Origin of the sequence: Curtobacterium sp. PhB115 (assembly GCF_003752025.1) — a bacterium.
GTDB lineage: Bacteria > Actinomycetota > Actinomycetes > Actinomycetales > Microbacteriaceae > Curtobacterium.
Genome location: NZ_RJKR01000012.1, coordinates 137,432 through 157,524, shown reverse-complemented (window position 1 = coordinate 157,524; position 20,093 = coordinate 137,432). Strand labels below are relative to the sequence as shown.

21 protein-coding genes are annotated in these 20,093 nt (G+C 71.8%); 11 read left to right on the top strand and 10 right to left on the bottom strand.

The window, feature by feature from the left end; all coding sequences use genetic code 11:
- The first annotated feature begins 110 nt into the window (after window positions 1-110).
- Window positions 111-827 (top strand): FadR/GntR family transcriptional regulator, encoded by a 717-nt coding sequence (locus EDF19_RS17345; protein WP_123682105.1) that lies wholly within the window; start codon window positions 111-113, stop codon window positions 825-827.
- 69 nt (window positions 828-896) lie between these two features.
- Here EDF19_RS17345 and EDF19_RS17340 read toward each other — a convergent pair whose 3' ends face one another.
- From EDF19_RS17340 to EDF19_RS17320, 5 genes are all read right to left on the bottom strand, one after another.
- Entirely contained in the window at window positions 897-1,508 is a 612-nt protein-coding gene (locus tag EDF19_RS17340) for a GNAT family N-acetyltransferase (protein WP_123682104.1), read from the bottom strand.
- A 10-nt stretch (window positions 1,509-1,518) separates the two neighbouring features.
- Window positions 1,519-2,202, bottom strand: a complete 684-nt coding sequence (locus EDF19_RS17335; RefSeq protein WP_123682103.1) for a uracil-DNA glycosylase — start codon at window positions 2,200-2,202, stop codon at window positions 1,519-1,521.
- 5 nt (window positions 2,203-2,207) lie between these two features.
- Window positions 2,208-2,927 (bottom strand): Type 1 glutamine amidotransferase-like domain-containing protein, encoded by a 720-nt coding sequence (locus tag EDF19_RS17330; RefSeq protein ID WP_123682102.1) that lies wholly within the window; start codon window positions 2,925-2,927, stop codon window positions 2,208-2,210.
- Window positions 2,924-3,457 carry a phosphoribosyltransferase gene (locus EDF19_RS17325; protein WP_185022925.1) on the bottom strand — a complete coding sequence of 178 codons (534 nt, stop codon included), beginning with the start codon at window positions 3,455-3,457 and terminating at the stop codon, window positions 2,924-2,926. The genes EDF19_RS17330 and EDF19_RS17325 overlap by 4 nt, the downstream gene beginning before the upstream one ends.
- Before the next feature lie 173 nt (window positions 3,458-3,630).
- Window positions 3,631-4,407 carry an SDR family oxidoreductase gene (locus EDF19_RS17320; protein WP_123682101.1) on the bottom strand — a complete coding sequence of 259 codons (777 nt, stop codon included), beginning with the start codon at window positions 4,405-4,407 and terminating at the stop codon, window positions 3,631-3,633.
- A 155-nt stretch (window positions 4,408-4,562) separates the two neighbouring features.
- Between EDF19_RS17320 and EDF19_RS17315 the strand changes: the two genes are divergently transcribed.
- From EDF19_RS17315 to EDF19_RS17290, 6 genes are all read left to right on the top strand, one after another.
- Entirely contained in the window at window positions 4,563-5,654 is a 1,092-nt protein-coding gene (locus EDF19_RS17315; protein WP_123682100.1) for an acyltransferase family protein, read from the top strand.
- A 459-nt stretch (window positions 5,655-6,113) separates the two neighbouring features.
- Entirely contained in the window at window positions 6,114-7,445 is a 1,332-nt protein-coding gene (locus EDF19_RS17310) for a bifunctional o-acetylhomoserine/o-acetylserine sulfhydrylase (RefSeq protein WP_123682099.1), read from the top strand.
- A 342-nt stretch (window positions 7,446-7,787) separates the two neighbouring features.
- The gene (locus EDF19_RS17305; RefSeq protein WP_123682098.1) at window positions 7,788-8,987 is read left to right on the top strand and encodes a homoserine O-acetyltransferase; all 1,200 of its coding nucleotides are present in this window, start codon (window positions 7,788-7,790) and stop codon (window positions 8,985-8,987) included.
- A 223-nt stretch (window positions 8,988-9,210) separates the two neighbouring features.
- Window positions 9,211-10,368, top strand: a complete 1,158-nt coding sequence (locus EDF19_RS17300; RefSeq protein WP_123682097.1) for an ATP-binding protein — start codon at window positions 9,211-9,213, stop codon at window positions 10,366-10,368.
- On the top strand, window positions 10,365-11,687 hold the full coding sequence (locus EDF19_RS17295; protein WP_123682096.1) for a hypothetical protein: 1,323 nt from the start codon (window positions 10,365-10,367) through the stop codon (window positions 11,685-11,687). Before EDF19_RS17300 ends, EDF19_RS17295 begins: the two co-directional genes overlap by 4 nt.
- Window positions 11,688-11,802: 115 nt before the next feature.
- On the top strand, window positions 11,803-12,474 hold the full coding sequence (locus tag EDF19_RS17290; RefSeq protein WP_017888182.1) for a response regulator transcription factor: 672 nt from the start codon (window positions 11,803-11,805) through the stop codon (window positions 12,472-12,474).
- Window positions 12,475-12,661: 187 nt separating this feature from the next.
- Here EDF19_RS17290 and EDF19_RS17285 read toward each other — a convergent pair whose 3' ends face one another.
- Window positions 12,662-13,927 (bottom strand): MFS transporter, encoded by a 1,266-nt coding sequence (locus tag EDF19_RS17285; RefSeq protein WP_123682095.1) that lies wholly within the window; start codon window positions 13,925-13,927, stop codon window positions 12,662-12,664.
- 425 nt (window positions 13,928-14,352) lie between these two features.
- Complete coding sequence (locus tag EDF19_RS17280; RefSeq protein WP_123682094.1) at window positions 14,353-14,538, bottom strand: hypothetical protein; 186 nt, start codon at window positions 14,536-14,538, stop codon at window positions 14,353-14,355.
- Between the two features lie 124 nt (window positions 14,539-14,662).
- Between EDF19_RS17280 and EDF19_RS17275 the strand changes: the two genes are divergently transcribed.
- Window positions 14,663-14,851 carry a hypothetical protein gene (locus EDF19_RS17275; RefSeq protein WP_148071142.1) on the top strand — a complete coding sequence of 63 codons (189 nt, stop codon included), beginning with the start codon at window positions 14,663-14,665 and terminating at the stop codon, window positions 14,849-14,851.
- A gap of 23 nt (window positions 14,852-14,874) precedes the next feature.
- Here EDF19_RS17275 and EDF19_RS17270 read toward each other — a convergent pair whose 3' ends face one another.
- Together EDF19_RS17270 and EDF19_RS17265 are read right to left on the bottom strand one after the other, a co-directional pair.
- Window positions 14,875-15,183 carry a thiamine-binding protein gene (locus EDF19_RS17270; RefSeq protein ID WP_123682092.1) on the bottom strand — a complete coding sequence of 103 codons (309 nt, stop codon included), beginning with the start codon at window positions 15,181-15,183 and terminating at the stop codon, window positions 14,875-14,877.
- The gene (locus tag EDF19_RS17265) at window positions 15,180-16,439 is read right to left on the bottom strand and encodes a glycosyltransferase 87 family protein (protein ID WP_185022924.1); all 1,260 of its coding nucleotides are present in this window, start codon (window positions 16,437-16,439) and stop codon (window positions 15,180-15,182) included. Before EDF19_RS17265 ends, EDF19_RS17270 begins: the two co-directional genes overlap by 4 nt.
- Before the next feature lie 62 nt (window positions 16,440-16,501).
- Here EDF19_RS17265 and EDF19_RS17260 point away from each other — a divergent pair, with 62 nt between their 5' ends.
- Window positions 16,502-17,212, top strand: coding sequence for a YceI family protein (locus tag EDF19_RS17260; RefSeq protein WP_123682090.1), 711 nt, complete (start codon window positions 16,502-16,504; stop codon window positions 17,210-17,212).
- Between the two features lie 264 nt (window positions 17,213-17,476).
- Here EDF19_RS17260 and EDF19_RS17255 read toward each other — a convergent pair whose 3' ends face one another.
- On the bottom strand, window positions 17,477-18,337 hold the full coding sequence (locus EDF19_RS17255) for an ADP/ATP-dependent (S)-NAD(P)H-hydrate dehydratase (protein WP_260217263.1): 861 nt from the start codon (window positions 18,335-18,337) through the stop codon (window positions 17,477-17,479).
- A gap of 24 nt (window positions 18,338-18,361) precedes the next feature.
- On the opposite strand from EDF19_RS17255, the gene EDF19_RS17250 reads away from it, so the two are divergent.
- Together EDF19_RS17250 and EDF19_RS17245 are read left to right on the top strand one after the other, a co-directional pair.
- Window positions 18,362-18,994 (top strand): HAD family phosphatase, encoded by a 633-nt coding sequence (locus EDF19_RS17250; protein WP_123682088.1) that lies wholly within the window; start codon window positions 18,362-18,364, stop codon window positions 18,992-18,994.
- Window positions 18,995-19,004: 10 nt separating this feature from the next.
- Window positions 19,005-20,087 (top strand): NADH:flavin oxidoreductase/NADH oxidase, encoded by a 1,083-nt coding sequence (locus tag EDF19_RS17245; protein ID WP_123682087.1) that lies wholly within the window; start codon window positions 19,005-19,007, stop codon window positions 20,085-20,087.
- Window positions 20,088-20,093: the final 6 nt, after the last annotated feature.

Sequence of the window (20,093 nt, the reverse complement as noted above, 5' to 3'; positions counted from 1 at the left end):
AATCAGACTATACGACGATCCACCGCGCGCCACCCGTCCTCCGGAGCAGTCTGCCGATTCGATGGACCCGACGTCACGCGATCGCGCGATGCGTACTGCATGGAGGAACGATGCCGACCGGACGAGGTCTCCACGCCCACGTGCTCGACACGCTCGGGCAGCGCATCGTCGACGGCGAGCTCGCGCAGGGAGCAGTGGTCCGGCCGGAACTCGTCGCCGCCGAGTTCGGTGTGTCGCGGTCCGTCGTCCGCGAGGCACTGCGGGTCCTCCAGTCGCTCGGACTCGTCGAACCCCGGCAGCGCGTCGGCACGCAGGTGCTCGGTATCGGGTCGTGGGAACTCCTCGCGCCGACGGTCATCCGGTGGCGCGGCGCCTCCCCCTCGTACTTCGAGCAGCAGCGTGAGCTGCTGGAACTCCGGCTCGGCGTCGAGCCCGTCGCGGCGTCACTCACAGCGAGCGGCAGCGGTGCCGGTGCCGGTGCCGGTGCACGCGCGGTGCTCCGCGCCGCCGAGGACATGCTCGACGCCTGCTCCCGCGAGGACAGCCGCGCCTACCTCGAAGCCGACGTCCGCTTCCACACCGCCCTGCTCACCGGCTCCGGCAACGCGGTCTTCGCCCACTTCGCCGGAACCGTCGAGGCGCTCCTCCGCACCCGCACGTCCGAGTCCCGCGACACCATCACCCGCTGGACGCGCGAGGCCGCACTCCGGCACGAGGCCGTCGGACGGGCGCTCGTCGACGGCGACGCGGCTGCGGCCGCAGCCGCCGCCGCGGAACTGGTCCGCATCACGCGCGACGAGTTCATCACCGAGGCCCCGGCAGGCTGACGCGACCCCACACCGGACTGGAGGCCCGTGGCGGCGTCGCCACGGGCCTCCAGTCCGGTGGTTCCCGCGTCAGCGACGCACGCTGCGCGTGAAGAGCCGGGGACCGCGCAGGCGCAGCCGCATCGTGACGGTGCCGAGCCAGCGGTCGTACTTGTAGCCGACCTTGCCCATCCGGCCGACCTCCTCGAAGCCGAGCCGTTCGTGCAGGCGGATCGAGGCCTCGGCCTGGCGGTCGGCGATCACGGCGACGACCTCGCGCACCCCGGCGGACCGGCACTCGTCGAGCAACGCCTCCATGAGCGCCCGTCCGAGGCCCTTGCCGCCGGACGCCGCACCGAGGTAGATCGAGTCCTCGACGACCCGGTTCGACCGGTCCCGCGGGTTCCACGCGTCGACCAGGGCGTAGCCGAGGATGTGCCCGGCGGGGTTCTCGGCGACCAGGAACGGCAGCTTCCGCTTCCGGATGTCGTCGTAGCGCTTCTTCCACGCGGCGAACGTGAACGCCGACGGGTCGAAGGTCACCGACGAGTTCCGGACGTAGTGGGTGTGGATCTCGCGCACGTCGGGCAGGTCGCTCGGCTCGGCGGCACGGATGCGGTACTCGAAGGCCGTCTCGCTCGCCGGCCGGGCACGCAGGTGTCGCGGCAGGACCCGCCGTCGCTGGTATTCCTCCTCGAGCACGGTGCCGAGCCTATTCCGCGGGCAGTGCCCAGTCGACCGGTTCCGCACCCTGCGCCTCGAGCAGGGCGTTCACCTGCGAGAACGGGCGGCTGCCGAAGAACCCCCGCGACGCGCTCAGCGGACTCGGGTGTGCGGACGCCACCACCGGGGTGTCGCCGAGGAGCGGACGCACCGAGCCGGCCTGCGCACCCCACAACACGGCGACGAGCGGGGTCCCCCGGGCCACGAGCGCCCGGACGGCCTGGTCCGTGACGGCCTCCCAGCCCTTGCCGCGGTGGCTGCCAGCGTCACCGGCCTGCACGGTCAGCACGCGGTTGAGCAGCAGGACACCCTGATCCGACCAGGCACGGAGGTCACCGTGCACGGGCGGCGCGACCCCGACGTCGGTGGCGAGCTCCTTGTAGATGTTCGCGAGGCTGCGCGGTACCGGCCGGACCGCCGGGTCGACCGCGAAGGACAACCCGATCGGGTGTCCGGGCGTCGGGTACGGGTCCTGGCCGACGACCAGGACCTTCACGGCGTCGAACGGTGTGGTGAAGGCACGGAGCACGTCGGCACCGGCTGGCAGGGAGTGCCGTCCGGCGGCGTGCTCGTCCCGCAACCACGCGCCGATCCGGTGCACGTCGTCCTCGACGGGCGCCAGCGCCGACGCCCAACCCGGGTCGACGAGCTCGGCGAGCGGCCGCGGTTCCACGAGGGCTACGCGCCCATCGTGGCGACGGCCACCGACTCCTCGCCGGCCACGACCCGCCAGACGCTCCCGGTGCCACGGACCTCGAGTGCGCCCTCACCGACGACGAGGGTGGTGTCCTCGTCGATCGCGAGCCCAGCGGTGACGAACTCGGCCTCGGCGCTCGCGATCAGCCGGGCCAGCGTGCCGGCCTGCACCGCGTGCACGTCGATCGTCAGGTCGACGAGCCCGAGGCCCTCACGCAGTTCGACCTCGTCGAGGCCCTCGGACGCTTCTTCGGGGCAGATCTCGACGCCGCCGATGCGCCAACCGCCGACGAGTGCTCGGTCGGCGGCGATCATCGCTCCGGCCGAGTAGCCGAGGTACGGCAGGCCGTCGGCCACGAGCAGCCGGATCTGGTCCACCAGGGGCGCGATCGCGGCGAGGTAGTCGGGGGTGACGCCGCCACCGACGACGAGGGCGTCGACGTCGCTGAGCACCGTGGTGTCGAACGCCTGGCCGGACGCGATCTCGGTCACCAGGACCTCGGCCGCGCGGGCGCCACCGAGCACCTCGGCGATGTCGGCCGTCGACGAGGGGCTGCCGCCGTCGGGGCCCGCCACGGACAGCAGCGCGATGCGCGGGACCGTGCGGCCGACGGCTGCCGAGCGCGCGGTGGCCTCGGCGAGGAAGGGGGCAGCGGCGTCCGAGGCGGCGAAGGGTCCGCCGCCGACGAGGTGGATGCTCACGACTCGGCCGTCACCGGTGCGAGGGCGCTCCAGGGGAACGTGATCCAGCCGTCGACCCGACGCCAGACGTGGTCGGGCTCGAGGACGGTGCCGGGCTTCGAGTACAAGCAGGCGCTGCGGACGTCTGCGCCGGCGTTCGCGATGATGTCGACCACCAGGCGCAGGGTGCGGCCGGAGTCGGACACGTCGTCGACGACGAGGACGCGCTTGCCGGCGAGGCTCGGGGCGTCGAGCGCCGGTGCGAGCACGACGGGCTCTTCCAGCCGCTGTTCGATGTCGGTGTAGAACTCGACGTTGATCGAGCCGCATTCCTTGGTGCCGAGCGCGTACGCCACGGCACCCGCGATGATCAGCCCGCCACGGGCCACGGCGACGACGACCTCGGGTTCGAAGCCGGAGGACAGGACGTCCTTCGCGAGCAGGCGTGCGGCGTCGCCGAACTCCAGCCATCCGAGCACCTCGGGCCCGCTCGTCACGGTCACGGTCGACTGAGCCGGCGCCGTGGGCTCGGGTTCGCTGCTGATCGGCATCCGACCACGGTACCGGCAGGGACCCCGCGCCCGCGACCCGTGGTCGCTGCCCGGGCGCTGCGCGGGGACGCGAGCGGCGGCGCGGGCGGCGGCGCGTGCCGGCGCGGGCGGCGGCTCGCGGGCGGCGGCGCGTGCCGGCGCGGGCGGCGGCTCGCGGGCGCCGGCGCCGGCGCTCAGGCCTTCGGCGTCAGCGTGCCGCGTGCGAGCTTGTGCTGCGCCGACTGCGCGACCGGCCGGATCGTGACGAGGTCGAGGTTCACGTGCGCCGGCAGCTCCACCGCGTGCACGATCGCCTCGGCGACGTCCTCCGCCACCAGGGGTCCCGGCACGTCGTCGTACACCGCGGCGGCCTTCTGCTCGTCACCGCGGAACCGGGTCAGCGCGAACTCGTCGGTCTTCACCAGGCCCGGGGCGATCTCCACCACGCGGATCGGTTCGCCGTTCAGCTCGAGCCGGAGCGCACCCACGAGGGCGTGCTCGGCGAACTTCGCGGCGTTGTACCCGCCGCCGTTCTCGTACGCCACGAAGCCGGCGGTGCTCGTCACGGTGACGATGTCCGCGCTGCCGGTCTCCCGCGCGCGGTCCCGGAGGTGCGGCAGGAGTGCGGCGACGACGCGCTTCGTGCCGATCACGTTGACCTCGAACATGGCGCGCCAGTCGTCGACGTCCGACTCCTCGACGCTCGCCGAACCGAAGGCGCCGCCCGCGTTGTTGACGAGGACGTCCGCACCGCCGAGCTCCGCGACGCGGGCGGCGAGCGCCTGCACGTCGTCGGCACTGGTGATGTCTGCCGTCAGGACGTCCGCGCCGGTCTCCGAGGCGAGCGCTTCGAGCTTCTCGGCCCGGCGGGCGACCGCGAGGACGTCCCATCCCCGCGAGCGGAACAGCCGGACGGTGGCCGCCCCGATGCCCGAGCTCGCTCCGGTGACGACTGCGCGCCGTGCTGCCATGTGATCTGCCTCCTGGTCGATGGGGTGCCCCGACGGCATCGCGCCGCCGTGGTGTCGCGCCGCCGTGGTGTCGCGCCGCCGTGATGTCGCGCCGCCGTGGTGTCACGTCCACCGTACCGAGCCACGCAGATCACGATCCGGTAACGTGACGGGCGATGACGACGGATGCCGCCCCTCCCGCCCCCTCGGCCCCGGCGACGCAGCTCGAGCCCGGCCGTGCTCCGCGCCGTATCCCGATGTGGGACACCGCGCGGTTCCTCGCCGTGACCCTGGTCGTGATCGGCCACGCGATCCAGCGGCAGACGACGGCGAGCGAGCACGCGCTGGCGCTCTACACCTTCATCTACGCGTTCCACATGCCCGCGTTCGGTGTGATCAGCGGGTACTTCTCGTCGGCGGACACCCCGACGGCGAAGCGGATGCGCCGCACCATCACCGACATCGTGGTGCCGTACATCATCATGCAGACGATCTGGACCGTGGTGCAGGGCATCGTCGAGGGCGGGAAGGACTTCAACCCGACGCAGCCGACGTGGACCCTGTGGTTCCTGCTGGCCCTCGGGATCTTCAAGCTGATCCTGCCGTACCTGGCACAGCTGCGGTGGCCGCTGTTCTGGGCCGTGGTGTTCAGCATCGGCGTCGGGTACTTCGACAACGTCGACTCCACGTTGTCGCTCTCGCGGGCGATCAGCCTGCTGCCGTTCTTCTTGCTCGGCTGGCAGGTGAAGCAGTGGGGCGTGTTCGACCGCTGGTACGAGGCTCCGCGCCGGATCGTCGTGCGGGTGCGGATCGCGGCCGGCATCGTGTTCGTGGCGTGGGCGGTGTCCTGTGCGATCTGGATCCCCCAGTTCAAGGAGTTCGACCTGCACCACTGGTTCTTCTACGACGACTCGTACTCCGGTCTCGGCGAGGACGCCTGGTGGGCGGGTGCGGTCCGCTTCGCGCTCATGTTGCTCGCGACGCTCCTCACCGCCTCGTTCCTGGTGCTGGTCCCCCGTCGGAACATCTGGCTCACGCAGTTCGGTGCGGCGACGATGTACGTGTACCTGCTGCACACGTTCGTGCTCTACCCGATCCGGGAGTCGGGCGTCCTTGCCGGCCCGCACTCCGCATGGCCGTTCGTGCTCCTGATGGTTGCGATCGCCTGCGCGGTGAGCTTGTTCCTGGCGCAGCCGTTCGTCCGGCGCGGGATGCGCTGGTTGCTCGAACCGAAGGTCGACTGGCTGTTCCGGCGCGATCCCGCCTGACCCGCCCCTCGCACCGTGCGAGCGCCGCTTCCGCACCGTGCGAGGTTCCGCGCATCGTGCGAGGGGCGCGGCGTCCCACCGTGGTCGAAACCTCGCACCGTGGCGCGCGTGTCCCGCGACCTCGCACCGTGCGCCCCACCGGGCCCGCACCCCGCACCGTGCGAGCGCCGCTTCCCCACCGTGCGAGGTTCCGCACACCGTGCGAGGGGCGCAACGTCCCACCGTGATCGGAACCTCGCACCGTGGCGCGCCTGCCCCGCGCCGCCTCGCACGGTGCGACCTGCGGCTCCGGCCTGGAGGCGCGTGGTGCGCCCGGCACGCGCGTTACGCCCCGAGGCGGGCGCGCTGGTACCGGCGCTGCCACCTGCGTACCGTGACGGTCGACGCAAAGCCGCGCCGTGCCTCCAGACCGGGTGCAGGGCGACCCGACGACCAGCCGCACCGGACAGGAGCACCAAGATGACCGAGCACGACGCCGCCGCATGGCGGTTCGAGACCACCCAGGTCCACGCCGGCGCGCAGCCGGACCCGACCACGGGTGCCCGCGCCACGCCGATCTACAAGACGACCTCGTACGTCTTCGCGAACTCGGACGAGGCACGTGACCTGTTCGCCCTGGCCAAGCCGGGCAACATCTACTCCCGGATCATGAACCCGACGAACGACGTCGTGGAGCAGCGGATCGCCGCGCTCGAGGGTGGCAGCGGTGCCCTCCTCGTCGCCTCCGGCCAGGCCGCCGAGACGTACGCGGTGCTCAACATCGCGGGTGCGGGTGACCACATCGTCTCGTCGTCGTCGATCTACGGCGGCACGTACAACCTGTTCAAGTACACGCTCGCGAAGCTCGGCATCGAGACGACGTTCGTCGAGGACCAGGACGACCTCGAGGAGTGGCGCCGCGCCGTCCGCCCGAACACGAAGCTCTTCTTCGCTGAGACCATCGGCAACCCGAAGATCAACGTGCTCGATATCACCGGCGTCAGCGACGTCGCCCACGAGTCCGGTGTGCCGCTGATCGTCGACAACACGATCGCGACGCCGTACCTCATCCGTCCGTTCGAGCACGGCGCCGACATCGTCGTGCACTCGGCGACGAAGTTCCTCGGCGGCCACGGCACCGTCATCGGCGGCATCATCGTCGACGGTGGCAAGTTCGCCTGGTCGCAGCACCCGGACAAGTTCCCGGAGTTCAACACGCCCGACCCGTCGTACCACGGCGCGGTCTTCGCCGAGGCCGTGGGCAACGAGCTCGCCTACATCGTCAAGGCGCGCGTGCAGCTGCTCCGCGACCTCGGGGCGTCGAACTCGGCCGACACCGCGTTCGCGCTGCTGCAGGGCATCGAGACCCTGTCGCTCCGCATCGAACGGCACGTGTCGAACGCGCAGGAGATCGCCGAGTGGCTCGACCGCCACCCGGACGTCGCGACCGTCGCCTACGCCGGCCTGCCGACGTCGCCCTGGTACGCCGCGGCGAACCGGTACGCGCCGAAGGGCGTCGGAGCGGTGCTGTCGTTCGAGCTCAAGGGCGGCGTGCCCGCGGGCAAGGCGTTCGTGGACAACCTGACGCTGTTCTCGCACCTGGCGAACATCGGCGACGTGCGCTCGCTCGTGATCCACCCGGCGTCGACCACGCACTCGCAGCTCACGCCCGAGCAGCAGCTCACCACCGGGGTCACGCCGGGCCTGGTGCGCCTGTCCGTCGGCATCGAGAACATCGAGGACCTGAAGGCCGACCTCGAGGCCGGGCTCGCCGCTGCTCGAGCGGTCTCGCAGGAGGGCCAGCGGGCGTAGGGGTTCGCTCAGGCACCGAGGCACCGAGGCACGGCGCATTGGATGCACGTGCATGTTGCGACGTCCCACGAGTCGATCGACTCGTGGGACGTCGCTCGTTGCGCACGCATCCGGTGCGTGCGCATGGTGCGACGATCCACGAGTCGAACAACGCGCGCAATGTCGGAACATGCACACGCACGCAAAACCCGAGCACGGCCCGAGCACGGCCCGAGCGCGGCCCGAGCGCGGCCCGAGCACGACCCGAGCGCGACCCGAGCACGGCCCCAGCACCCGGCCACGCGCCCGGCGTGACGTAACACGGCGGCGGTGACCCGCGCCTCCCGGCAGACTGGACGCACCATGGACTGGCAGACGATCCCCGAGGACTCCGTGCCGTCCACCCTGGTGCCCGGCACCGAACTCGGCACCCTCGGCAAGCCTCCGGTGACCGGGGCCTGGCGCCCGGGCGACCACCCCGGCGCTCGACACTTCGAGTCGCTCGGCGAACAGTGGGTCCGCGGCGGCCGACTGCCGGCGGTCCGGGTCGCCTACGAGTCGTGGGGGTCGCTCAACGAACGGCGGGACAACGCCGTCCTGCTCTTCCACGCCCTCACCGGCGACTCGCACGTCGCCGGCGCACCGGGCCCCGGGCACCGCACGGCCGGCTGGTGGGGCGACGTCGTCGGTCCGGGCCTGGCGATCGACACCGACCGCTGGTTCGTCATCGCGCCGAACATGCTCGGCGGCTGCCAGGGCACGACGGGGCCCTCGTCGGTGTCCCCGGACGGCCTCGAGTGGGGCTCCCGGTTCCCGTTCGTCACCGTCCGCGACCAGGTCGCCGTGCAGGCGCAGCTCGCCGACCGGCTCGGCATCGACGTGTTCGCGGCCGTCGTCGGCGGGTCGATGGGCGGCATGCACGCGCTCGAGTTCGCGGTCTCGCACCCCGACCGTGTCGAGCGGCTGGCGGTGCTCGCCTCGACGGCGCAGACCACCGCCGACCAGATCGCGGCGAACTCGCTGCAGCGCTCGGCGATCCAGATGGACCCGGCGTTCGCGGGCGGCGACTACTACGAGGCCGACGCCGGCGAGGGTCCGCACCGGGGGCTGGCGCTCGCGCGGCGGATGGCGTTGATGACCTACCGGGCCTCCGACGAGCTCAACGGCCGGTTCGCCCGGTCGTGGCAGAGCGACGTCTCCCCGCTCGGCGACGACGGACGGTTCTCGGTGGAGAGCTACCTCGACTTCCACGGCAACAAGTTCACCCGGCGGTTCGACGCCTCCACCTACATCACCCTCACGCACGCGATGGACTCGCACGACGTCGGTGCCGGCCGTGGCGGGGTCGCGGCCGCGCTGGCGCAGGTGACGGCGCGGACCCTCGTCGTGGGGATCTCGAGCGACCGGCTGTTCCCGATCGAGGACCAGCACCGGATCGCCGCCGGCGTGCCGGACGCCCTGGACGGAGACGGTGCCGCGGTGATCGACAGTGAGTTCGGGCACGACGGGTTCCTGATCGAGCACGAGCAGGTGGGCGCACATCTCCGGCGCCTGTTGGACTGACCGACACCTGTCGTTCTGACCGCGCGTCAACCCGTTGCGGCTTTCACATCGCGTCTGCGATAACAATCTCAGACCCATCCGACACGACCGGGCGCGCCGAACACCCCCCAACGGGTGTCGCGCGTGGAATGATGGCGTGGAGGTCGGCACTGAACGACGCTCGGTTTCCCTTCGCCCGCCCAGCCCCCGCGGGTCCCACCAGTACGTGACAACCAGGACTTCGATGGACTTCATCGCACAGGAACGTGACCGTTTGCTCCGGTCGACGACCCGTGTCGTGGGCACCGTGTGCGCGCTCGTCAGCGTCGTGGCGATCGTCTGCGCCGTCGCGGTCCCGCCACTGCCGCTCATCGGCGGCCTCGTGTGCATCGCCGCGATGCTCGCCTCGCTGTTCTTCTTCGGCCGCAGCGGCGCGGTGTGGTGGACCGCCGCCGTCCTCGCCACCGGCCTCGGTGCGCTCGCGATCCTGTTCCTCGGCGTCGACGAGCCGGTCCGCCCGCTCATCGCCAGTGCCGTCGTGCCCCTCGCAGCAGGAGGGATCTCCTCCCCCCTGATGGCACAGCGCGGCCACCCGCTCGGCCTCGGACTCACCATCGGCGCCGGCGCGGTCGTCATCGTCGCCCTCGTCTGGGCCAGCGGCAGCGTCCTGTCCGGCTCGGTGAACGGCGTCGTCCTCGGCTGGGTCCTCATCGCGGTCGTGGCCGTCTGGATCTCCCGGAGCATCCCCCGCGTCGCCCGCCGCATCTACAGCATCGGCACCGCCCACCGCGCCGAACGGCAGGCCAGCGAGACCGAGGCACAGCGGCGACAGGGGGCCCGGCTCCTGCACGACACCGTGCTCGCCACGCTCACCCTCCTGGCCCACTCCGGTGTCGGCGTGTCCGAGCAGGCCATGCGCGAGCAGGCCGCCGAAGACGCCAGGCTCCTCCGGCACCTGCGACTCGGCGCAACGCCGCAGCCGTCGCAGTCCGGCGACTACTCGCTGACGCGCGAAGAGGAGTCGCCCCTCGGCCAGACCCTCGAGTCCGTCAAGCAGCGCTTCGGTCGGATGGGCCTCGAGGTCAGCTGGCACGGCACCGGACAGGTGCTGCTGCCGTCGCACGTGCTCGACGCGTTCCTGCTGGCCCTCGGTGAGTGCCTGGAGAACGTCCGTCGGCACGCCGGCGTCGGCGAGGCGCACGTGACGATCGTGCACGACAACGAGATGGTCCGCGCGATGGTCACCGACTCCGGCGTCGGGTTCGACCTCGGCACGGTGAGCGCCGAGCGCCTCGGTTTCAAGGAGAGCGTCGTGAGCCGCCTGCGCGAGGTCGGCGGCGACGCCAAGCTCTTCTCCGCGCCGGGCTCCGGCACCACCGTCGTGCTGGAGGCCCCGCGATGAGCCGCGTCACCGAGGACACCATCGGCCGCGGCCTGCCCGGCGAGTCCCCCGCGCCCCCGCCCCGCACCCGCCGTGAGGCCCGTGAGCGGTACCGCACCAGCGAACGCCGTCAGGCCCGCGGGCTGCCGTCGACCTCCACCGGTGCACGATCGCTCCGCCAGGCCGCGAAGCCCGGTGCCTCGCTCGGCGCCGGCTACCTCGGGCTCGGCGCCGCCGTCCTCACCGCCATCGAGGCAGTCGCGGGCATCGCGTTCTTCCTCGTGCGCTGGACCGAGTACACGGACCCGTGGCTCCCCGCTGCCGCGTGGGCGCTGTACGTCGTCGCCGCCGTCGGGGTGGGCCTGAGCGTCCTGACCTACGGTGAGCGGCTCACCGGACTCGCCTTCGCCCTGATCTGCGTCGTGCTCGCGTGCGTCGTGACCCTCGACTTCATCGGGATCTGGCCCGAGCACGACATCGCGCACTCGGCGACGGCCTCGGTGGCCGCCGGGTTCGCGCTCCTGCCGATCGCCACCCTGCGGCCCGCTCGCGAGGTCGCTGCGGCGATCGCGGTCCTCGGCCTGGCCTTCGTCGGGATGGCCGTGGCGTCGACGCCGATCACGACCGACACCCTGCCCGGCATCGTGTCGATGGTCTCGCTCGTCGTCGTCCCGCCGTCCATCGCCCTGTACGTCGTGCAGCGGTTCCGCCAGCTCGTCCAGCGCGAACTCGACCGGGTGCTCGTGCAGAGCAACGTCCAGGCGCCGCAGTTCGCCGTCGGCATGCTGGCGTCCGACGAGCTCGCCCGCCTCGACCTGGCCGCCGAGAAGCTCCTCGACGCCGTGGCGAACGGCACCGACCCGCTCCCGCTGTCCGACGCGTCGTCGTCCGTCGCCGCCTCGCTCGCGACCGAACTCCGGCTGCACCTCATCGAGGGCCGCCGTGAGACCTGGCTGTACCACGCGATCACCGAGTCCGACCACCTCGGCCGCTCGGTGAGCGTCGCCGATCCCGCCGCCCTCGCCGGACACCTGTCCCCCGCGCAGCGCGACGGCCTGCTGCAGGCCGTGTGGCAGATGGTCGGCGACGGCCGCACCGCCCAGCCCGGTCTGCCCGTGGTGTCGGTGACGCTCGGCCCCGTCGGCTCGGACGGTCACCCCGTGACCGACGAGATGATGGACGTCCCCGTCGTCATCGAGTCTCGTGGCGTCCAGCGACGTCGCCTCGGTCCGGCCGCGTGGAGTGCCCTGCAGCGCATCGGCCCGTACACCGAGACGGTCCGGGACGGCACACTCCACATCGTCGCCCACTGCGTCGTGAACCGACATCCCTCCATGTAGCGCCACCCCCGGACCCGGTCGACCCGAACGCCGGACACCCGCACCGACCTGCCCGTGTCACCTGCCCGCTCCCCCTAGGATCGGCCACGTACCGCCCCCGAGAAAGGACGCCAGCATGGCGACTCCAGAGGAACCGATCCGACTCGCACTCGTCGACGACCACAGGATGCTGCTCGGCGCGCTGACGGAGTGGATCCGGAACGCCGCCGACGACATCACCCTGGTGGCCGCCGTGACGACCTGGCCCGAGCTCCTGACGAGCCCGGCGTTCCCGGTCGACGTCGTGCTGCTCGACCTGGACCTCAAGGACTCCATCCCGGTGTCGTTGAAGATCTCGACGCTGAAGACCGCCGGCGTGAAGACCGTCGTGATGAGCACGTACTCGGAGCCGAACGTCGTCCGTGAGGCCCTCGGCGCCGGCGCCCTCGGCTACCTCGTCAAGAGCGAGGACGCGGACATGATCGTCGAGGCTATCCGTTCCGCGCAGCGCGGCGAGCAGTACGTGTCCGCCGAGCTCGACCTGGCGATCAACAGCGGCGACGTCGGTGGCGTCCCGAAGCTCAGCGCCCAGGAGCGTCGCGTGATGGCCCTGTACGGCGGCGGTGAGCCGGTGAAGAGCGTGGCGTACCAGCTCGGCATCTCCGAGGAGACCGCGAAGAGCTACCTCAAGCGCATCCGCGAGAAGTACCGCGTCGCGGGCTTCGACGTGGGCACGAAGGTGGCGCTCCGGAAGCGTGCGATCACCGACGGCATCATCGTGCAGGACGGCAGCCCCCTGGGGCTGTAGCGCGGAGCGCGCGTGCGCACGTGCGCGTTTATACGCTTCGTGAGCACAAATGGTCGGGTCCAATCACGGGACCCGACCATTTCTGCTCACCATGGGCGGTCTGCCGCGCCCCACATCGGACGGGAGGCCCGTGGCGGCGTCGCCACGGGCCTCCCGTCCGGTGGGTGGGCGCGCCCACCGCGCGCGGTCAGGCGATTGGGATCGGCGCGGTGATCGGGCCGGTCGTCGGGGACTTCGAGCGCGCCTTCTCGCGGCGGGTGCTGCGTCGCTCGACCGAGTAGCTGACCATCGTCACGAGGACGCCGAGCAGTGCGAGCACGATGCCGAGCCAGCCGGGTGCGACGAAGCCGAAACCAGCGGCGATGACGGCGCCGCCGAGGGCCGCACCGATCGAGTTGCCGATGTTGAACGCCGAGTGGTTGAGCGCCGCAGCGATCGTGCGGGCATCGCCCGCGACGTCCATGAGCCGCGACTGCACCGCCGGCGGGATCGCCGACGAGGTCGCACCGAGCAGGAACGCTCCGAGCAGCATGCCCCAGAGCCACTGCGCGGTGAGGACGGTGAGCAGCAGCGCCCCGATCAGCGAGAACATGCCGACGTAGATCGTGCCCTTCACGCTGTGGTCCGCCAGGTGCCCGCCGAGGACGCCACCGACGACCATGCCGATGCCCACGACCACCAGGACGATCGGGACGAAGGACTCCGGCATCCCGGTGACGTGCTGCACGAGCGGTGAGATGTACGAGTAGACGGCGAAGAACCCGCCGAACCCGACGGCGCCGAGGCCCATCACGATCCAGACCTGCGGGACCCGGAAGGCGCGGAGCTCGCGGCCGATCGTCGCGTGCTCGTCACGGGCGCTCTTCGGCACGAAGGCCGCCACGGCCAGGAACGTCAGGGCGAAGAGCGCTGCGACGACGGCGTACGCCACCCGCCAGCCGGCGAGCTGCCCCACCCAGGTGATGGCCGGGACACCGACGACGTTCGCGACGGACAGGCCGAGCAGGACCATCGCGATGCCCTTGCCGCGCTTGCCCGGGCCCATCATGTCGCCGGCGACGATCGACGCGATGCCGAAGTAGGCACCGTGCGGCAGGCCGGCGACGAACCGGGCGACGAGCACGAGCCCGAACGAGGGCAGGAGCGCACTGGCGACCGTGGCGAGGACGAAGCCGACGAGCAGCACCAGGATCAGGCCCTTGCGCGGGAACCGGGCCGACATCGCCGCGATGGTCGGGGCGCCGACGACGACACCGAGGGCGTACGCGCTGACGAGCCAGCCCGCGTGGGCGATGCCGGCGTCCGGGTCGATGCCGTACTGCTGCGGCAGCAGTGCCTCGGCGATGTTCGGCAGGAGCCCCATCGCGACGAACTCGGTCGAACCGATGGCGAAGCCACCGAGGGCGAGCGAGATGAGCGCGAGGGTGCGACGCGCCGGCGTGAGCTGTGACATGGGGCCTGTTCTCGGGACGGGAGGGTCTGGGCGGCCGTCACAGCGGGACTGCCGTTCGGGCAGCGCGGTCACGGCGGGGAGTGCCGGTCCGGGTTCAGCGGCGAACGGGACTGGCCGGGTGGTGTCGACCACCCGGTCCTCGCAGTGTAGACCGCTCCAAAGCCTCAACGGAAGCCGGACAGCACGGTGCCGGTCGCCGCGGTCCGCGCGGTCGGCATGCCAGCGGGGCGACGCGTCCGCGTGGCGTCGGCGCCGAGTTTCGGCCAGACGGACAGTTCACGCGGTCTGCGGCCCGTGAAGTGTCCGTCAGCGCGCGAATCAGGTCAGACCGAGCGGGCAGACCCAGCGGTCGGACCCAGCCGTCAGACCGAGCGGCAAGCCCCGGCCGCGAGCACGACCGACAGCCCGCCCGCCGGCGCTCCGCGTCAGGCGGCCTGACGCTCCACGTGGGCCGGACGTGCGGTGGCGACGGCGGGCTCGGGCAGCTCGTCGCGGTGGACCCATCCGGTCCCGCACTCCGAGCACGTGGCCCAGGCGTGGTCGCCCTGTTCGTCCGTGTCGATGACGACCGTTCGCAGGTCGCAGTCAGGGCACCAGCCGTCGTGCATCATCACGCGCTCCTCGTCGTCTCGGACCCACCGGGTGTGGCTCGATGTGGACCATGAGACACCCGACCACCGACATCCGCGGGAGCGCTCCGGCGTGTCGTCCGCGCCGCTGATGCAGGATGACGACGTGCCCACCGTCACGACCGTCCTGGCCTCCTGCGCCGCCGGGGCACCCGCGAACTGCGAGGACGTCACCGATCCGCTCGCGATGGTCACGGTGGTGGTGTTCGTGGTCGCCGGCATCGTGCTGCTGACGGTGTTCGCCGTGCTCGGCACCGATCCGCGCCGTCGCAGACGCCCCCGTCGACGCCGCTGAGGCCTACTCGGCGCCGCTGAGGCCTACTCGTCGAGCGCAGCCTCGAGCCGCTCGAGCTTGCCGTCGATCTCGCCGGTGTGTCCGGGGCGGATGTCGGCCTTGAGCACGAGCGAGACACGCGTGCCGTACGCGCCGACGGCTTCGGTGGCGCGCTTGACGACGTCCATGACCTCGTCCCACTCCCCCTCGACCTCGGTGAACATCGACGAGGTCCGGTTCGGCAGCCCGCTCTCACGGACGATCCGGACGGCGGCCGCGACGGCGTCGTGCACGGACCCGTCCGACGTTGCAGCGGAACCACCGGACGGAGCGACGGAGAAGGCGACGATCATGCGTCCATCCTGCCCGCGTGGCGTCCCATCCGCACCAGCGTGACGACCGTCCACGCCAGGATCGCGACCTCGAGGACGTTCCGGAGCGTCAGGACCACGAGCATCCACGGCTGCAGCGTGAGCACCTGGTCGTAGTACGCCGGGTAGATCAGCTGCGTGAGGACGGCGGTGGGCAGCGCGGCCACGGCGATCGGCAGGAACCGCCGGGCACTCGGCGTCCCCGCGACGAGCCCCCACACGATCGGCACGGCGAACCACCCGATGTACTGCGGCGACCCGACCTTGTTCGTGGCGATGAGCGCGGCGACGAGCAGGAGCGCGAGGACGGGCGCGAGTTCGGCGCGTCGGGCTCCGCGGTGTGCGGCCCAGAGCGCGAGGACCACCCCGGCGACGACCACGACGGCCATCAGCGGCGTCGAGAGGACCGCGGCGGCGTGCGTGCCGGCGCCGGACACCTCGAACGTCAGGATCACCTGGTCGTAGAACACCGCGGCACCCGGAGCGCCGAACGCCGCTGCCCACATGAACGGGGTCGCGAGCGGCGACTCGATCTGCAACCCTCGGCCGGTCTGCTCACCGACGAACGACAGCAGGTACGGCGCTCCGCCCCAGAGCACGTCGACGAGCACGATGAGGGCGCTCAGCACGAGTGCCCCCGCCAGCACCCCGCGACGGTGTCCCTTCCGCAGGAGCAGCAGCACCCCGACGAGCGCGGCGGGCCACACCTTCGTCCACGCACCAGCGGTGAACAGCGCCGATGCGACTGCGGGCCGCGTGGCCACGAACGCCACACCGACCAGGGCGAACACGGTCGCGACGGTGTCGATGCGCCCGAGCGCGATGGGCCCGAGCGCGAGCAGGAACGCGAGCCACCACCAGACGACGCGGATGCCACGACCGCCGGCCACCGGCGCGCCGAGGACGCCCCGCACCCGGAACCGCCACAGGAACGCGCAGGCCACGGCGTCGAGCAGCACCATCAGCACCAGCCACCCGGTCCCGATCGAGGTCACGCCCCCGAGCGCCGCGGCGGCCATCGGCACGATCGCCAGGATGGGGTAGACCCACGGGCCGTCGATCCCGACCCAGAAGTCCGCGGTGTGCCCGGTCTCGATCCACCGGCTGTAGGTGATCGTCACGTCGCCGAGCGGCAGGTTCGCCGAGATCGCGGTCAGCCACCAGAGCAGCGCGTGCACGACGAGGAAGGCCAGGACGAATCCGGCGAGTTCGATCCACCGGTTCGAGGTCTTCAGCACCGGACGAGCGTAGCGGCGAGAATCCCAGGCTTCCCCAACCATGACGTGTCACCGTTCTGCTCGTGACCTCCGAAACCCCGCGCAAGCGCCGCAAGGCCGTCATCTGGATCTCCGTCATCGCCGCCGTCGTCGTGCTCGGCGTCGTCGGGGCGGTCGTCTTCACGAACGTCTACACGAGCAACGAGAACGCGAAGGCCTCGGCGGCGCCGTCAGTGGCGGCGAGCCGCGAGGCCTCCACCCTCGACGACTCGGACCTCTCCGGCGACTGGACCGTCGGCGGCGACTCGGAGGCCGGGTACCGCGTCCACGAGGTCCTCAACGGCTCCGACGTCACCGTCACCGGCCGCACCGACAGCGTCACGGGCAGTGCCACCGTCGACGGCACGAGCATCTCCGCCGCCACCATCACGGTGGAGGTCGCCGACATCGCCACCGACTCCGACCAGCGCGACTCGTACTTCCGCGACTCCGCGATGGACACGTCCGCGTTCCCGACCGCGACCTTCGAGCTCACCGAGCCGATCGCCGATGCGGTCCCGAGCGGCTCGGACACCACGAAGGTCGAGGCGACGGGCAAGCTCACGCTGCACGGCGTGACGAAGGACGTCACCGCCGACCTGCAGGTCGGCCTGAACGGTGACGGCGTCGACATCTCCGGCTCGATCCCGGTCACGTTCTCGGACTACGACGTGCAGGCGCCGAGCCTCGGCTTCGTGAAGGTCGACGACTCCGGCGCGGTCGAGTTCCTCGTGCACGCGACCCCCGCGAGCTGACGTCCGCGACGCGCGTCGCGTCCGTGACGTGACCGCAGACGGCCGGGAGGCGCGGTGCCAGCTGGCACCGCGCCTCCCGGCCGTCCCCCGCTCACGTCACCGGCCGTGCCCGCCCACGCATGCGTGCGCATGTTGCGACCTTCCACCTGTCGAACCCGTGGTGTTCCGTCGAAGGATGCGCACGTACCCATTGCGTGCGCATCCTCCGACAGAACACGCGTCGATCACCTCGTGGATCGTCGGAAGGTGCACGCGCACCGACCGCTACCCCCGCGCGTCGCCGTCGACGACGAGGTCCCGCACCACCCCCGGCAGCTCGGCGATCAGCCGGGCCATCGGGAACGGCCCGCCGCCGGACGCTCGTCGCGCCGCGATCCCGTGCACCACGGCAGCCGACGCGGCCAGGTGTGCCAGGTCCGACGGCGTCAACGACGACCCAGCGGCCTCGGCGGCACCCTGTCGCGCGGCGACGAGCGCCCCGAGCACCCCGCCGAGCACGTCCCCGGCACCGGCGGCCGCGAGCCACGGCGTCGCCGACGACGCGACGAGCCGCACCGACCCGTCCGGCGTGACCACGTGCGTGCGCTCGCCCTTGAGCAGCACGACGCTGCCGGTCTGCTCGGCGGCTCGGAGGGCGGCGGCGGCCGGGTCCTGCTCGATCGAATCGCGCGAGACCCCGAGCACCGACGCGAGCTCCCCGGCGTGCGGGGTCAGGACGGCGAGCGGTCCGAGGTCGACGAGCGGGATCGCGCCCGCGTCGACGACCACCGGCACACCGTCGTCCGACGCGTGGGTGAACCCCGACGCCGTCGTCTCGTCCAGGTCACCGAGCGTCGATGCCGAGATGCCGGAGCCGACCAACCAGGCCTGCACGCGACCGACGCCGGAGACCACCTCGGGGCGACGGGTGAGCACGTGGTCGGTCGCCCGCGGCGGCCCGACGTAGCGGACCATGCCGACGCCGGTGTGCACGGCGGCGTCGACGCCCATGACGGCTGCACCGGGGTACTGGTCGGACCCAGTCGCGACGCCGAGGACCCCGCGGCGGTACTTGGTGGACTCCCCCGTCGGCGCGGTGACCCACGCGGCGGCATCGGACGGCTGGACGGGCACGAAGTCGTTCACCGGCCCCACGTTACGGTGGAGCGCATGAGCCTGTTCCTGCCTGGTCGCGTGGTGGTCTTCGACTACGGCGAGGTGATCAGCCGGACGCCGCATGCCTCTCGTGATGCCCTCGTCGCACTGACCGGCGTGCCGGCGGACGAGCTGTTCCCCGTCTACCAGGAGCTCCGGCACGACCTGGACCGCGGCGACCTCTCCGTCGTGGCCTACTGGCGAGCGATCGGCGAGCGCGTCGGGCGGACCTGGAGCATCACGGACATCCACCGGTTCTGGGCGGTCGACTTCACGGGCTGGTTCGAGGTCGAGCCGGAGACGCTCGAGATCGTCGAGGAGCTGCACGACGCCGGGACCCGCCTCGCGCTGCTCTCGAACGCCGGCTTCGACTTCGGCGACCCGTACCGCCGCTCCCCGATGGGCTCGCTGTTCGAGACCGTCGTGGTGAGCGCCGAGGAGCACGTCCTGAAGCCCGACGCATCCATCTACCGCGACACCTGTGCGCGTCTGGGAATCGCGCCGGGTCAGATGGTGTTCGTGGACAACAGGGCCGAGAACGCCACCGGTGCGGAAGCGATCGGGGCGGTCGGCCACCACTACTCGTCGTCGGCGTCACTGCGGTCGTTCCTGACGGAACTCGCGGCCGAGCCGTCGCCCGTCATCTGAGGAGTCCCGCGTGACGCACGCCCTGTTTGAGCCGATCACCATCCGCGACCTGACCGTCCGCAACCGCATCTGGGTCTCCCCGATGTGCCAGTACTCGGTCGAGCAGCAGGACGGTGTGCCGACGCCGTGGCACCTCGTCCACCTGGGCGGATTCGCGAAGGGCGGCGCCGGCGCCGTGGTCGTCGAGGCGACCGGCGTCGTGCCCGAGGGACGGATCAGCCCGCAGGACCTCGGTCTGTGGAACGACCAGCAGCGCGACGCCTTCGCGCCGATCGTCGACTTCCTGCACGCGCAGGGCGCCGCCGCGGGCATCCAGCTCGCGCACGCCGGCCGCAAGGCCTCGACGTTCCGGCCGTGGGAGTCCTCGCACGGCTCGGTCCCCGCCGACCAGGGCGGCTGGTCGACCGTCGGCCCGTCCGCCGTGGCTTTCGACGGCTACGCGGTCCCGCGTGAGCTCGAGACCGAGGACATCCGTGTCGTCGCCCTGGCGTTCGCGCAGTCCGCTCGTCGTGCGGTGGAGGCCGGGTTCGACCTGGTCGAGATCCACGCCGCCCACGGCTACCTGCTGCACCAGTTCCTCTCGCCGCTCAGCAACCACCGCACCGACTCGTACGGCGGCTCGCTCGAGAACCGCGCACGGGCGCTGCTCGAGGTCGTCGACGCCGTCCGCGCCGAGGTCGGCGAGGGCTTCCCGATCGTCGTGCGTTTCTCGGCGACCGACTGGGTCGACGGCGGGCTCACCCTCGACGAGACGACGCAGGTCGCCCGTTGGGCCGCCGAGCACGGGGCTGACCTCGCCGACGTCTCCACCGGCGGCAACGTCGCGAGCGCGCCGATCCCGGTCGGCCCCGGCTACCAGGTGCCGCACGCCGCCGCGATCAAGCGCGACGCCGGCATCGGGACCATCGCGGTCGGCATGATCTCCGAGGCGTTCCAGGCCGAGCAGATCGTCGCGACGGGGCAGGCAGACGTCGTGATGGTCGGCCGGGAGTTCCTCCGCGACCCCGCCTTCCCGCTGCGCGTCGCGACCGAGCTGGGCGTCAGCGTCGACTACGAGCCGCAGCAGTACCACCGCGCTCGGGTGACGGCGTAGGGACCC